Source organism: Corynebacterium lipophiloflavum DSM 44291, assembly GCF_000159635.1.
GTDB lineage: Bacteria > Actinomycetota > Actinomycetes > Mycobacteriales > Mycobacteriaceae > Corynebacterium > Corynebacterium lipophiloflavum.
In genome coordinates, this window is sequence record NZ_GG667191.1 from 510,217 (window position 1) to 523,366 (window position 13,150).

The 13,150-nt window shown below is 65.3% G+C and carries 13 protein-coding genes; 7 read left to right on the forward strand and 6 right to left on the reverse strand.

Annotated features, from left to right (window positions below; translation table 11 throughout):
- Positions 1 to 880 (forward strand): PH domain-containing protein (locus HMPREF0298_RS02585; RefSeq protein ID WP_006839534.1); only part of this gene is annotated, 880 nt, incomplete at its 5' end.
- Position 881: 1 nt separating this feature from the next.
- Here HMPREF0298_RS02585 and HMPREF0298_RS02590 read toward each other — a convergent pair.
- Positions 882 to 1,352, reverse strand: a complete 471-nt coding sequence (locus HMPREF0298_RS02590) for a tRNA (cytidine(34)-2'-O)-methyltransferase (protein WP_040422195.1) — start codon at positions 1,350 to 1,352, stop codon at positions 882 to 884.
- Between the two features lie 25 nt (positions 1,353 to 1,377).
- On the opposite strand from HMPREF0298_RS02590, the gene HMPREF0298_RS02595 reads away from it, so the two are divergent.
- Together HMPREF0298_RS02595 and HMPREF0298_RS02600 are read left to right on the forward strand one after the other, a co-directional pair.
- Entirely contained in the window at positions 1,378 to 2,229 is an 852-nt protein-coding gene (locus HMPREF0298_RS02595; protein WP_211205412.1) for a bifunctional methylenetetrahydrofolate dehydrogenase/methenyltetrahydrofolate cyclohydrolase, read from the forward strand.
- A complete protein-coding gene (locus tag HMPREF0298_RS02600; protein ID WP_040422196.1) occupies positions 2,207 to 2,530 on the forward strand; it encodes a DUF3017 domain-containing protein in 324 nt (107 codons plus the stop codon). Before HMPREF0298_RS02595 ends, HMPREF0298_RS02600 begins: the two co-directional genes overlap by 23 nt.
- On the opposite strand, the gene metX is transcribed toward HMPREF0298_RS02600, so the two are convergent.
- Positions 2,527 to 3,678 (reverse strand): homoserine O-acetyltransferase MetX, encoded by a 1,152-nt coding sequence (gene metX / locus HMPREF0298_RS02605; protein WP_006839538.1) that lies wholly within the window; start codon positions 3,676 to 3,678, stop codon positions 2,527 to 2,529. The genes HMPREF0298_RS02600 and metX overlap by 4 nt on opposite strands.
- 17 nt (positions 3,679 to 3,695) lie before the next feature.
- On the reverse strand, positions 3,696 to 5,018 hold the full coding sequence (locus HMPREF0298_RS02610; RefSeq protein ID WP_006839539.1) for an O-acetylhomoserine/O-acetylserine sulfhydrylase: 1,323 nt from the start codon (positions 5,016 to 5,018) through the stop codon (positions 3,696 to 3,698).
- 397 nt (positions 5,019 to 5,415) lie between these two features.
- Between HMPREF0298_RS02610 and HMPREF0298_RS02615 the strand changes: the two genes are divergently transcribed.
- Positions 5,416 to 6,069: an endonuclease domain-containing protein gene (locus HMPREF0298_RS02615; RefSeq protein WP_169304951.1), complete on the forward strand. Its 654-nt coding sequence runs from the start codon at positions 5,416 to 5,418 to the stop codon at positions 6,067 to 6,069.
- Positions 6,070 to 6,263: 194 nt separating this feature from the next.
- Here HMPREF0298_RS02615 and HMPREF0298_RS02620 read toward each other — a convergent pair whose 3' ends face one another.
- On the reverse strand, positions 6,264 to 8,483 hold the full coding sequence (locus tag HMPREF0298_RS02620) for an NADP-dependent isocitrate dehydrogenase (protein WP_006839541.1): 2,220 nt from the start codon (positions 8,481 to 8,483) through the stop codon (positions 6,264 to 6,266).
- A 108-nt stretch (positions 8,484 to 8,591) separates the two neighbouring features.
- Between HMPREF0298_RS02620 and HMPREF0298_RS02625 the strand changes: the two genes are divergently transcribed.
- Both HMPREF0298_RS02625 and HMPREF0298_RS02630 read left to right on the forward strand, forming a co-directional pair.
- Complete coding sequence (locus HMPREF0298_RS02625) at positions 8,592 to 9,503, forward strand: exodeoxyribonuclease III (RefSeq protein WP_006839542.1); 912 nt, start codon at positions 8,592 to 8,594, stop codon at positions 9,501 to 9,503.
- Positions 9,504 to 9,539: 36 nt separating this feature from the next.
- Complete coding sequence (locus tag HMPREF0298_RS02630; RefSeq protein ID WP_169304955.1) at positions 9,540 to 10,478, forward strand: trimeric intracellular cation channel family protein; 939 nt, start codon at positions 9,540 to 9,542, stop codon at positions 10,476 to 10,478.
- 544 nt (positions 10,479 to 11,022) lie between these two features.
- Here the strand turns inward: HMPREF0298_RS02630 and HMPREF0298_RS02635 are convergent.
- On the reverse strand, positions 11,023 to 11,718 hold the full coding sequence (locus HMPREF0298_RS02635; RefSeq protein WP_006839545.1) for an ATP-binding cassette domain-containing protein: 696 nt from the start codon (positions 11,716 to 11,718) through the stop codon (positions 11,023 to 11,025).
- A complete protein-coding gene (locus HMPREF0298_RS02640) occupies positions 11,719 to 12,069 on the reverse strand; it encodes a GntR family transcriptional regulator (RefSeq protein WP_050758261.1) in 351 nt (116 codons plus the stop codon).
- A 61-nt stretch (positions 12,070 to 12,130) separates the two neighbouring features.
- Between HMPREF0298_RS02640 and trpS the strand changes: the two genes are divergently transcribed.
- A complete protein-coding gene (gene trpS / locus HMPREF0298_RS02645) occupies positions 12,131 to 13,141 on the forward strand; it encodes a tryptophan--tRNA ligase (protein WP_006839547.1) in 1,011 nt (336 codons plus the stop codon).
- The last annotated feature ends 9 nt before the right edge of the window (positions 13,142 to 13,150 follow it).

The following is a 13,150-nucleotide window of genomic DNA, read 5'->3' on the forward strand; positions in this document are numbered from 1 at the left end:
GCCACGGCGCGAGGCGGAGCAAGTGCGTGAGGAGATACTGCGCGCCGCGGGTTCCGCCGGCGGTGGCGCGGCGGCGCAGGAGGACTACCTTGTCGCGCCCATCCCCATCCGCCGCTCGCTCATTGGCACGGCTCTGCGGCTGACCACGGTCGCCGCCGCCGCCTGGACGGTCATTTCCCTGCTCACGAGTGTTTCCGTGGCCGCTGCGGTGCCGGTTCTCGTTGGCGTGTTGCCGGTGATCTGGCGGATGGTGGACCAGTCGTGGCGGTTTAGCTCGACGCTGGATAGCGGCGTGGTGAACCTCACCTACGGCCTCGCCAACCGCCGGAGGCAAGCGGTTCCGCTGGACCGCATCCACGCGGTCAAGCTATCCCAGCCGGTACTGTGGCGCCCGCTCGGCTGGTGGGAGGTCACGGTCAACGTGGCCGGCTACGCCACCACCGGTGCGCGCGCGGGCACGCTGACGCTTCTGCCGGTCGGCTCGCTGGAGCAGGCCCTCGAGGTGGTCGCGGCACTGAGCCCGGCACCGTGCACGGCACCGTGCCCGGCGCCCGACCCCGCCACCGCCGAGGTGGGCATGCGCTCCCCGCGGCGCGCACGCTGGGTCTCGCCGGTGGATTGGAAGCGGCAGACCGTCACGCTGGAAGGGGGCGTCGCCGTGGTCACCTATGGAGCGGTCTCGCGGCGCTACGTGTTCGTGGAGATCCCGCACATCCAGGAGCTGACGTACACCCAAGGCCCGGTGCAGCGCTGGCTCCGCCTGGCGCACGTGCGTCTCGACCTCGTGCCGGGGCCGGTCAAAGCGACGGTGCGCGATCTGGAGGAGGATCACGCGCGGGAGCTCGTCGATAAGCTGCGTGCGCGAAACCTGCCGGGGTGAGTCACACCCCGCCGGGAAAGCCCAGCTGGCGCCACGCCTCGTAGGTGGCCACGGCCGCCGAGTTGGACAGGTTCATCGAGCGCCGGCCGGGCAGCATGGGGATGCGCACGCGCTCGGTCACGCGGGGGTGGTGCGCGTGGCTTTCCGGCAGGCCGGTTGGTTCGGTGCCGAAGAGGAGGGCGTCGCCGCGCTCGTAGGCGATCTCGTGGAAGTACGCGGAGGCCTGGGTAGTAAACGCGAAGACGCGCGAGCCGGTCAGCGCCGCCAGGCACGCGTCCAGGTCCGGGTGGATGATCACGTTGGCCAGGTCGTGGTAGTCCAGCCCGGCGCGGCGTAGGTGCTTTTCGTCCAGGGTGAAGCCGAGCGGCTCGACGAGATGCAGCGTCGCCCCCGAGCCCGCACACATGCGGATCGCGTTGCCGGTGTTCGGCGGGATGACCGGGTTATCAAAGATGACATGCAGGTGCGCCACGGGCCATAAGTCTAGGATGGGGGCCGTGACTGCGATCAAATTGGACGGAAAGCTCTACCGCGACGAGATCTTCGAGGACCTGAAGAAGCGCGTCAGTGCGCTCAAGGACAGGGGGATCACCCCGGGTCTGGCCACGGTTCTCGTCGGCGAGGACCCCGCGAGCCAGAACTACGTGCGCATGAAGCACAAGGACTGCGCTGAGCTCGGCATCGCCTCCATCATGAAGGTGCTGCCCGGCGACACCTCCCAAGCAGAGCTTGGTGCGCTTATCGACGCCCTGAACAACGACCCGGCCGTCACCGGCTACATCGTCCAGCTCCCGCTGCCGAAGCACCTGGATGAGAACCGTGTTCTGGGGCTCATCGACCCGGACAAGGACGCCGACGGCCTGCATCCGGTCAACCTGGGCAAGCTGGTGCTGAATGAGCCCGCGCCGCTGCCGTGCACCCCGAACGGCTCCATCAAGCTGCTCGAACGCTTCGGCGTGGAGCTAAACGGTGCAATCGTCTGCGTCATCGGCCGCGGTGTCACCGTGGGCCGGCCGATCTCGCTGATGCTGACCACGAAGGCGACCAACGCCACCACGGTGCTCTGCCACACCGGAACGAAAGACCTCGCGACGGAGACGCGCCGGGCCGACGTGATCATCGCCGCCGCCGGCAAGCCGCACATGATTACCGCCGACATGGTCAAGGAGGGCGCCGCGGTGCTCGACGTCGGTGTCTCGCGTGTCGACGGTAAAACGGTCGGCGACGTCCACCCCGACGTGTGGGGCAAGGCAGGCTGGGTCTCCCCGAACCCCGGTGGCGTGGGCCCCATGACCCGCACCTTCCTGGTGCGAAACATCGTGGAGCGTGCCGAAGCACTTGCTGGATAACCCCCACGACGTCAACAACGCCCCCTCCACACTGCCCGTCGCGGTGCAGCGAGCGATGGTGGCGGTATTCGTGGTGGGCTTCGTCGCCTCCGGACTCTTCTCCGCCACCGAGCACTGGCGCCGCGCCACCTTCACCCTGGGCGCTGCGATGCTGTGGCTCACGCTCATGCGCCTGACCTGCGATTCCCGCGTCATTGGGCTAGTCGCCGTGCGCTCGAAGCGCTTCGACGCCTTCTTCACCACCGCTCTCGGCGCCGCCATGATGTGGCTGGCTTGGTCGGTGGATGCGCTGGGGAGTTAGATGTCGTACGCCCCGCTGCGCGCCGCGAAGTCGTGCGGTGAGGGGGTTTGCTCCGACAGCGCGATGAACTTGCGCAAGATGATGTCCATCTGGCGCGCCTCAACGAGAAAGGCGTCGTGGCCGACGGGGCTGGACAGCTTCGACATCGCCAGCAGGTTGCCCAGGTTGCGGCTCAAGTGCTCCTGCTGGTGGTAGGGGTAGAGAATGTCGGTGTCCACGCCGACGATCATGGTGGGCACCTTCGAGCTGGCCAGGGCCTTGTTCAGCCCGCCGCGGCCGCGCCCGACGTCGTGGCGGTTGAGCGTTTCGGTCAGGGCCACGTAGCTGCCGGCGTCGAAACGCTCGACGAGCTTTATCCCCTGGTGGTCGAGGTAGCTCTGCACCGCGAATCGCTGGTCGTCGAGGCGGTAGGGGCCGAGCGGGTTCTCGCCGGCCTGGGCGGAGGTGCCGAAGCGTTCGTCGATCTCCAGCTCGCCGCGGTACGTCAGATGCGCGATGCGCCGCGCCGCGGCGAGGCCGGCGTCGGGGCCGTTCGGCTGGTCGTAGTAGTCGCCTCCGTGCCAGTCGGGGTCGCGGGTGATCGCCGACAATTGCGCTGTTTGGATCCCGATCTGCCACGCGCTCGAGCGAGCCGAGACCGCGAGCACGCACGCGTAGTCCACCCTTTCGGGGTACATCAACGTCCATTCGAGCGTGCGGGCACCGCCCATGGAACCACCGAGCACGGCGCGCACGCGCCCGATGCCCAGGGCGTCCAGGAACTGTTTTTCAGCGGCGACCTGGTCCCTGATGGAGATGGCGGGGAAGCGCGAGCCCCAGCGGCCCCCGTCGGGGTGAGGGCTCGCCGGCCCGGTGGAGCCGTAGCAGCTGCCCAGAGCGTTGGTGCACACCACGCACCAGGTATCGGTGTCCAGCGCCTTGCCGGGGCCGATCACCTCACACCACCACTCGGCCGCGTTCGAGTCGCCGGTCAAGGCGTGTTCGACGAGCAGAATGTTGTTCGCCCCGTAGGCGTCACCACGAAACTCGCCCCAGGCCTGGTAAGCGATTTCGGCGCCCGCGATGACAGCGCCGGCTTCCGTGGCGACATCGCCGATCGGCACGACGCGCAGTGCACCGTCTCCGGTGAGCGGGGGTGTGGAGGTCATAGCAGTCAAGGGTATCGCTACACCGCCGCGAAGCCGCGCTCGAGGTCGACGATGATGTCTCCGACGTTTTCGATGCCCACGCTCAGGCGCACCGTCGCCTGCGTGATGCCGGCGCGCGCAAGGCCTGCCTCGCTCGACTGGGAGTGTGTCGTCGAGGCCGGGTGGACGACGAGCGAGCGGACGTCGCCGATATTGGCGAGGTTCGAGTGCAGCTTCAGGGCATCGATGAACGCCCACGCCGCGTTGCGGTCGTTCGGGTCACCGGCCAGGTCGAAAGAGAGCACCGAGCCGGTGTACTTCAGGCCCAGTTTCTCCTTCACCGCGTAGTAGGGGCTCGACTCAAGCCCGGCGAAGTTGACCTTGGCCACCTTGTCGTTGCCGGCAAGGAACTGCGCGACCTCCAGCGCGTTCGCATTATGCTTCTCGACGCGCAGACTCAGCGTATCCAGCCCCTGCAGCGCCACCCACGCGTTAAAGGGTGAGATCGCCGCGCCCGTGTCGCGCAAAATGCCGGCGCGCGCCTTGAGCGCGAAGGCCGCCTCGCCCAAGTCGGCGTACTTCAGGCCGTGGTAGGCGGGGTCGGGGGTGACGAAGTACGGGAAGACCGGTGCGCCGTCGCGGGTGACCGTCCAGTCGAAGCGCCCGCCGTCGATTAGCGCGCCGCCGATGGCGGCGCCGTTGCCGGTGTAGAACTTCGTGGTGGAGACCACGACGATGTCCGCGCCGAGCTCAAGCGGGCGAGCGATGGCGGCGGTGGCCATCGTGTTGTCCACGATCAGCGGCACCTGGTGGGAGTGAGCGACTTCGGCGACGGCGGGAATGTCGAGCACGTCCGCGATTGGGTTTCCGAAGGTCTCGCCGTAAAACGCCCGCGTGTTGGGCTGGACGGCCTGCGCCCAGGACTGCGGGTCGTCGGGGTTGTCGACGAAGGTCACCTCGATGCCGAGACGTGGCAGCGTGACCTCGAAGAGTGTCTCCGTGCCGCCGTAGAGGCGGGGAGAGGTCACGATGTGGTCACCCGCGGAGGCGAGGTTGGTAATCGCGGCGGTCTCTGCGGCCATGCCGGAGGCGAACGCCACCGCTGCCACGCCGCCCTCGAGGCTGGCGAGGCGGTCCTCGAGAGCCTGCTGGGTCGGGTTGGTCAGGCGGGTGTAAATGGGGCCTGGGTCGGAAAGGTTGAACCTGGCCTCGGCGTGCGCGGCGTCGTCAAAGACGTAGGAGGTGGTCAGGTAGAGCGGCTGGTTGCGAGCCTTGAAGTCGGAGTCGAGTTGCTGCCCGGCGTGGATCGCGCGGGTCTCGAAAGCCCACGACTGCGGATCGGAGTTGTCGTACTTGGTCATGTGGCCAATGTATCCGTGCCGTACGCAGTTGTGAACCAAGCTGTCTATATTGCGTAGTGACCTGTCTGTTTACGTGAATATAAATGCAGAGTGGAACCGTTGGCACATCTCGACAGCCTAATAGTGCATGGGTGTTGATCGTGAAAATCCTTTTGTCGTCTCGCAGCACGGTTTTCTCGTGCGTAGGTTGCGCAGCGAGTTGGTGAATCTGCGCACTGCCGATGGATTCCGATCTGTGTCCGGCGGGGTGGTTCCGCTCGGTGACCAGCTAGTGTTCTCGCGCGCGAAGTTTGAAAAACTGAGGCCGCATGAACAGCGCCTGCTGGAGGCGTTGGCAATCGGTTGGTCGAACCGCAGCGGAATCCTCATTGGCAGGTCGGCGGCGCGAGTTTGCGGCATGTGGGTGGTACCCCTCGGAGACGAGAAGATTGAGGTGGCGCTTCCCTCGCGCAGCGCATCGCCGAGCAGGCGCGCTTCCACCAGCGTCCAGTTCCGATATTCACCTATTCCGGCGGAGCATATTTCTGAGGTCCAGGGGATTCGGGTCACCGTCCTCGTCAGGACCTTCGCCGATATCGCGCGCTACCACGGTTTCCTCGAAGGCCTTGTGGCCATTGATTGTCTTCGTTTCCGCGGCATTGAGCTCAGCGTCGTCGCCGAGCACCTTCGCCCGATGGGCCGGTTCAAGGGCGTGGCGACGGTGCGTCGCTGCATACATCACAGCGTTGCCATCTCCGATTCCCCGTTCGAGTCACTCGCCCGAGGGCTGCTTATCGACGCCTGCGTCACCGGAATACAAACCCAGGTCAAAATCGAGGGGTACCGGGTTGATCTGCTTGTCGACGGTTGGCTGGTTGTGGAAATCGATGGCGCATCGAAGTACTCAGGGGCTGACGCAGAACGGGTTAGACAAAGCGAGTTCAACCGCCAAAAGACCATCGCCAACCTGGGGTATGTCTTCCTTCGTTACTCCCCGGCGGACCTGCTTCGTGACCCTGCGGCCTTCGTGGCGGAGGTTACCTCGACGCTCGCGAATCGTAGGTCGCGTTGACAGCCAAGGGGCCCGCATCCCTCTCAACCGCCCGTGTCATGCGCCCCGCCGAGGCAGATGCTGACCAGCACTTGCTTGTTAGTCGAGTGCGGGAGCGTGGACCAAGTCAGCTTTCTCGACTGACAAGCATGTACTGGTCAGCATCTGCACAAAGGAAAGAATGTGGGCCCCGCTGGAAAAACCACCGAGAGTGGCTAGCCCCGGGCCACCATCGAATCGATGATCTCGTTCAGGGTTGCCGACGGGCGCATCACCTTGAAGGCCTTCACGTCGTCCGGCAGGTAGTAGCCGCCGATGTCGCCAGCGCTGCCCTGCGGGGCGAGTAGCTCGGTGGCGATCTTCTCCTCGTTCTCGCGCAGCTTCTGCGCCACCGGCGCGAAGTACTGCGCGAGCTCGGCGTCCTGCGTCTGCTTCGCCAGCTCCTCGGCCCAGTGAAGGGCGAGGTAGAAGTGGGAGCCGCGGTTGTCGATCTCGCCGACCTTGCGCGACGGTGAGTGTCCCTGGATCAGTACTTCTTCGGTGGCCTTGTCCAGGGCGTCGGCAAGCACGTCGGCCTTGGGGTTGCCCTGGTCGGCAGCGAGGCGCAGTGACTCTGCCAGCGCGAGGAACTCGCCGAGCGAATCCCAGCGCAGGTGGTTCTCGGCCTCAAGCTGCTGGACGTGCTTCGGCGCGGACCCGCCGGCACCGGTTTCGAACAACCCGCCGCCCGCCATGAGCGGAACGATGGAGAGCATCTTTGCCGACGTGCCCAGCTCGAGGATGGGGAACAGGTCGGTGTTGTAGTCGCGCAGTACGTTGCCGGTCACCGAGATTGTGTCCTTGCCCTGACGCAGGCGCTCAACCGTGATCTTGGTCGCCTCGACGGGCGAGGCGATCGAGATGTCGAGGCCGTCGGTGTCGTGCTCGCCGAGGTACTTGTTCACCAGGCCGATCAGGTTGCGGTCGTGGGCGCGCGACTCGTCGAGCCAGAAGATGGTCTTCATGCCGGACTTGCGCGCGCGGCTCACCGCGAGACGGACCCAGTCGCGGATCGGGGCGTCCTTGGTCTGGCAGGCGCGCCAAATGTCGCCGGTCTCCACCTCGTGCTCCATCAGCGTCTCGCCGGCGGAGTTGACCATGCGTACGGTGCCGTCGGCCGGGATCTTGAACGTCTTGTTGTGGGAGCCGTACTCCTCGGCCTTTTGTGCCATCAGGCCGACATTGGGCACGGTGCCCATCGTGGTCGGGTCGAAGGCGCCGTTCTTCCGGCAGTCGTCGATCACGACCTGGTAGATGCCGGCGTAAGAGGAATCGGGGATGGTGGCCAGGGTGTCCTGCTCCTGGTCCTCGGCGTTCCACATGTGGCCGGAGGTGCGGATCATCGCCGGCATCGAGGCGTCGACGATGACGTCGGAGGGTACGTGCAGGTTGGTGATGCCCTTGGCGGAGTTGACCATGGCGAGATCGGGGCCGTCGGCGAGCGCTTTGTCAATGGCGGCGCGGATCTCCTCACCGTTGTCGAGCTGGGACAGCCCGTCGAGGATGGCGCCGAGACCGTTTTCGCCATTGAGGCCCGCGGCGAGAAGTTCCTCACCGTGGGCCTCGAATACGTCGTGGAAGTACGCGCGTACTACGTGGCCGAACATGATGGGGTCGGAGACCTTCATCATGGTGGCCTTGAGATGCGCGGAAAACAGCACGCCCTCCTCCTTGGCGCGGGCGACGGCCTTGAGCAGGAACTCGTCGAGGGCCTTGGCGGACATGAAGGTCGCGTCGACGACCTCGCCGGCGAGCACGGGCAGGGCTTCGCGCAGCACGTCGACAGAGCCGTCGGCCTTGACCAGCTCGATGCGCAGCGTGTCGTCGGCCGGCATGATCACGGACTGCTCGTTGTCGCGGAAGTCACCGGACTGCATCGTGACCACATTGGTTTTGGAGTCGGAGGACCACTCGCCCATGGAGTGGGGGTGCTTGCGCGTGTAGTTCTTCACTGCCTCGGGCGCGCGGCGATCGGAGTTGCCCTGGCGCAGCACCGGGTTGACTGCGGAGCCCTTGACCGAGTCGTAGCGCGCGCGGATGTCGTGCTCCTCGGCGGTGGTGGGGTTATCCGGGTAGTCGGGGAGTTCGAAGCCTTTGGCCTGCAGCTCAGCGATCGCCTTCTTCAGCTGCACCAGCGATGCCGAGATGTTGGGCAGTTTGATGATGTTCGCTTCCGGGCGGTTCGCCAGGTCACCGAGCTCGGCGAGGGCGTCGTGGGCGTACTTGTCATCCTTCACGCGCTCCGGGAACAGGGACAGGATGCGACCTGCAACGGAGATGTCGCGTGCTTCCACGTTGACTCCCGCGTTGGTGGCGAATGCCGTGACGATCGGCAGCAGCGAGTAGGTCGCAAGCAGCGGTGCTTCGTCGGTGCGTGTCCAGATGATGGTAGCCACTATTTTGCTCCTCTAACTATTACTTAATTATCCAAGCACTCAGAATACCAATGTTGGGCGGAAACGACGGTGAAGTTGCCCGCCGATGACATTGCTAGGGTGACACGCATGAGTCTCACGATCGCGTCTGTCAATGTCAACGGCATCCGCGCCGCCACCAAGGTCCGCAACGAGTTGAACCCCGGAATGCTCGCGTGGCTGGAAACGACCACTGCCGACGTCGTTCTTATGCAGGAGGTTCGTGCCAGCGTGGACCAGGCGCGCGCGGTACTCGCCCCCGCGCTGGAGGCGGGCTGGCACCTCGTGGTCGCCCCCGCCGAAGCCCCCGGTGCGAAGGGTCGTGCGGGCGTGGGAATTTTGAGCAGGTCACAGTTGGAGGACGTGGAGATAGGCATCACATCCTTCGAGGATTCCGGCAGGTTCATCGCCGGCACGCTTGACGACGTCCGCGTCGCGTCGCTCTACCTTCCTTCCGGTTCGGCGGGCACGGAGAAGCAGGACGAGAAGTACCGCTTCCTCGATTCGTTCGAGCCGCTGCTGGAGTCTTGGGCGAGCGAGCATCCGAACATGGTCATTGGCGGGGATTGGAACATCTGCCACCGCCGCGAGGACCTGAAGAACTGGAAGACCAACCACAAGAAGTCCGGGTTCCTCCCCGACGAGCGCGCGTTCATGGACGCCGTGTTCGGCGTCTTTCCGGACGATGAGGCTCAGGACCTGGAAGCGAAATCGCTCCACTCCTGGGCGGGCGCGGTGGATTACGCGTCGACGGGGCGTCGGCAAGCGAATGCGGACCCGAAGTGGTTCGACGTCGCGCGGCGACTCGAGCCCGAATCCGCACCGTACACCTGGTGGACCTTCCGCGGCCAGGCGTTCAACAACGACGCGGGATGGCGTATCGACGTCCAGGCGGCGACAGCGGCGATGCTCGAGCGCGCCCAGCACACGTGGGTGGAAAAGGTGCCGACGGTGGAGCAGCGCTGGTCCGATCACTCGCCGCTGATGGTCGAGTACGCTTAAGCCCCAGTGGAGTCGTTAAAAATGCTCGGCGTGAGCATGCCCGAGCTGTTGACCACGCTGTTTGTCATCGGCATCATTGCCGAATCCATGACAGCCGCCGTTGCCGCCGGGCGCGTGCGCTTGGACTTGTTCGGGGTGATCACTCTCGGTGCGCTGACCGCGCTCGGCGGTAGCACCGTGCGCGACGTCATCTTGGGTAACTACCCGTTGACCTGGGTCGACGAGCCGCGCTTCTTGCTGGCGACGGTAATTGCGTCCGTGGTGACCGTGCGGATCAACTGGCTGATGTACCAGCTGCGCAAGTTCTTCCTCGTCGCCGATGCCGTCGGCCTCGCGGCGTTCGTGGTGCTCGGTGTGCAGACCGCGCTTTCGCTCGGGCACGGGTTCATCATCGCTGCCGTGGCAGCCGTGACCACGGGTGTGTCTGGTGGTGTGATGCGAGACATCCTCTCCGGCCGGGTTCCGCTGGTCTTTCGTGAGGAGCTCTACGCCTCGATCGCGGTGCTAGGCACAGTGGTTTACATGGGGCTGATGACAGTCGGATTGCCGGAATGGATTGTCACGATCGTGTCCGTGATCTTCGTGTTTGTCACGCGCCTGCTGTCGCTCCGGTTCAGGTGGTCGCTGCCGATCTTCGACTACGACGAGGAAAGAGCGGCGCAGATCGACCCCAGAGATGAGCTGGCCACCTTCGTGCGCAACCGCGGGCGCAAGATTCCCGGTGCGCGGCGCGTTTACCGCAAGGTGCGCATGGTCGCGGAGCAAGCGCCCGTGCGCCACAAGCGCAAGGGCAACAGCAAGGGGTTAGCGGATAAACCGCGGGGCGCGCGCAATCACCCAGGCGGCGCCAAGGGCAAGTGCGGTCAAGACAGCGGCGAGCGCGATCGACCCCGCGTTGGGTGCGGTTCGTGGAATTATGTCGCCGCCGATCTCCACCGTCTCGGTCAACGCCGCGTAGGTAAATCCGGCCACTAGGCCACCGATCACAGTGGCGGCCATGAGGATTGCAAACGCCCCGCGGTTCCTGCCGGCAATCCCGGTGGCGATGCCCACCATCGCCGCGACGACGAAGAGGGCAAAGGTGAGAAGCACGGTCAGCGTGATCGTCGTGGCGTTCTGGCCGGCGTTGTCCACCATGTAGGGCTCGCCGTTGGTGTCGACAAACGGGGTGTCGCCCTGGGTGATCAGCAGGACGTCGTAAAGCCGGTACCAGGGGTTGTTCGTCCACATCACCTGGCCGGCGACGACGTTTGCTGCCGTCAGGATGACCGCGCTGATCGCGCTGAAGACGGCCGCACCGCCGAGCCAGCGGCCGTAGCTCGCCCCGAGCTGGTTGAGCGTTGCCCACTTGTCGGCGAAGTAGGCAGTCAGCCCGGAGAGCACAATTGCGGACAGGAGTGTCCACGTCGTGCCGTCGCCGGCGTAGAAGCGGCCTGCTGCGCCCGCCGCCGCGGCCAGTGCGATGACGCCAATGGTGAGGAGGAAACTGTGGGGACCGAGGAAGAGCTTCATAACGGTGTTAGGCCTTTCGGGTAGCAAGCAGGTCGATGAGTTCGGTGTCGTTCGGGTAGCTCAGCTCGATGCCGTCGGCGCCATCACAGGGTTCGGCGAGCTGCGCGCGAAGCGTCGGCCCCAGGGACTGGGCAGCAATCACGTCGCGGCCCGCGATCAGCTTGTCGACGTCCTCTTTACGCCCCGTGAGCACCGGAAATGATGTCCGGGCGTCGTCAAGCAGCAGCGGCTGCGAGATATCGCAGTCGAAGACGCGGATGACGCGGTCGGCGAGCCCCGCCAAATCCTCGCTGCGGTGCGACGCCATGATGACCACGCGGGTTTCGTCGGCTGCGACGAAATCGATCAGGTCGTTGCGCAGCCGGGCTCGCGTGGCTGCGTCGAGGCCGTCGAAGGGCTCGTCGAGAAGAAGCAATGGTTTTTCTGCGGCGAGAGCGAGGGCGAAGGTGAGCTCGCGCCGTTGGCCGACGGAGAGCTTGCTGAGACGCGTGGAGGTGTCAAACGGCAGAGTGAGGGCGGCGCGCGGTGTTGCCTCGCGGGCCCAGGCGATGTGGTCAGCGACGGTACGGCCAGCGAAGAGGGCGTCGGCGGCCGCGGGGACATATGCCGCGTCGGGGCCGATCAGTGAGCGCAGGTAGTAGGTCTTGCCGGCGGCGTTGGGGCCGATCAAGGCGCTAATACCGGGGGAGTGGTGGATGGTCATTTACGAGTTCTCCTGGGTGATCATCGCGGTGAGTTCCTCGGTTGAGATGCCAAGTTGCTTGGCCTCGTGCACAAGGGGGGTGATGAAGGTGTTGTAGAAAGCGTCGCGGCGGGTGCGCAGGACTTGTTCGCGCGCGGTGGGTAGCACGAACATGCCCAAGCCCCGGCGCTTTTCCAGCAGGCCTTCTTGCTGGAGTTCGGTGAGTGCTTTGGCGGAGGTGGTGGGGTTGACGGAGTGGAAGTGGGACAACTCATTGGTTGACGGGGCACGCTCGCCGGGGCCGAGTTGCCCGGATGCGATGAGATCGCGGAGCTGATCAGCGATCTGCATGTATATGGGTTTACCACTCATGTGGATAACCATATAACCCGTGGGCTGAGCGTGTCAACGCTCACCGCTAGAATGACCAACCATGACCGACAAGCAGCGAGTTCTCTCCGGTATTCAGCCGACCGCCGATTCCTACCACCTGGGCAACTACCTCGGTGCGCTGAAGCAGTGGATCGACCTGCAGGACGGCCACGACGCGTTCTACTTCATCCCCGACCTGCACGCGATCACGGTCGACCAGGACCCGGCGGAGCTGCGCGAGCGCACGCTCAAGGGCTGCGCCCAGCTGATCGCGCTCGGCATTGACCCGAACGTGTCTACGCTGTTCGTCCAATCCCATGTCCCCGCCCACGCGGAGCTGACCTGGGTGCTGCAGTGCCTGACCGGGTTCGGCGAGGCGTCGCGCATGACGCAGTTCAAAGACAAGGCGGCGAAGCAGGGCCAGGACCGTGCCACCGTCGGCCTGTTTACCTACCCGGTGCTCATGGCCGCCGACATCCTGCTGTACTCGCCGCAGCTCGTGCCGGTGGGCGAGGACCAGCGCCAGCACCTGGAGCTGACACGCAACCTCGCGGAGCGCTTCAACTCGCGCTTCGGAGAGACCTTTGTCGTGCCCGAGGGCTTCATTCCCGAAGGCGCGTCGAAAATCTACGACCTGCAGGACCCGACCACCAAGATGTCAAAGTCCGGGGCAAACCCGAAGGGCCTGATCAACCTGCTCGACGACCCGAAAACGTCGACCAAGCGCATCAAGTCCGCGGTGACGGACAATGACGGTGTCATCGCCTACGACAAGGACAACAAGCCGGGGGTGTCGAACCTGCTGGTGATCCAGTCTGCGCTGACGGGCACGGACATCGACACCCTGGTCGCGGGCTACGAGGGGCAGGGCTACGGCGCGCTCAAGGTTGACACCGCTGACGCGCTCGAGGCGTTCACCACCCCGCTGCGCGCGCGTTACGACGAGCTCATGGCCGACCGCGCCGAGCTCGAAGGCATCCTCGCCCGCGGCGCCGAGCGCGCCCGCGAGGTCTCGGAGCCGCTGCTGGCAGAAGTCTACGAAAGGGTTGGCTTCCTCGCTCCCGCCCGCTAGCTGCCACCC

What these genes read in the sequence shown, in the direction of transcription:
- HMPREF0298_RS02635 (WP_006839545.1), bottom strand. Translation starts at nt 11,718, where the DNA reads ATGACCATCCACCACTCCCCCGGTATTAGCGCCTTGATCGGCCCCAAC.
- HMPREF0298_RS02610 (WP_006839539.1), bottom strand. Translation starts at nt 5,018, where the DNA reads ATGACCAAGTACGACAACTCCGATCCGCAGTCGTGGGCTTTCGAGACC.
- HMPREF0298_RS02625 (WP_006839542.1), top strand. Translation starts at nt 8,592, where the DNA reads ATGAGTCTCACGATCGCGTCTGTCAATGTCAACGGCATCCGCGCCGCC.
- metX (WP_006839538.1), bottom strand. Translation starts at nt 3,678, where the DNA reads ATGACCTCCACACCCCCGCTCACCGGAGACGGTGCACTGCGCGTCGTG.
- HMPREF0298_RS02640 (WP_050758261.1), bottom strand. Translation starts at nt 12,069, where the DNA reads ATGAGTGGTAAACCCATATACATGCAGATCGCTGATCAGCTCCGCGAT.
- trpS (WP_006839547.1), top strand. Translation starts at nt 12,131, where the DNA reads ATGACCGACAAGCAGCGAGTTCTCTCCGGTATTCAGCCGACCGCCGAT.
- HMPREF0298_RS02615 (WP_169304951.1), top strand. Translation starts at nt 5,416, where the DNA reads ATGTGGGTGGTACCCCTCGGAGACGAGAAGATTGAGGTGGCGCTTCCC.
- HMPREF0298_RS02630 (WP_169304955.1), top strand. Translation starts at nt 9,540, where the DNA reads ATGCCCGAGCTGTTGACCACGCTGTTTGTCATCGGCATCATTGCCGAA.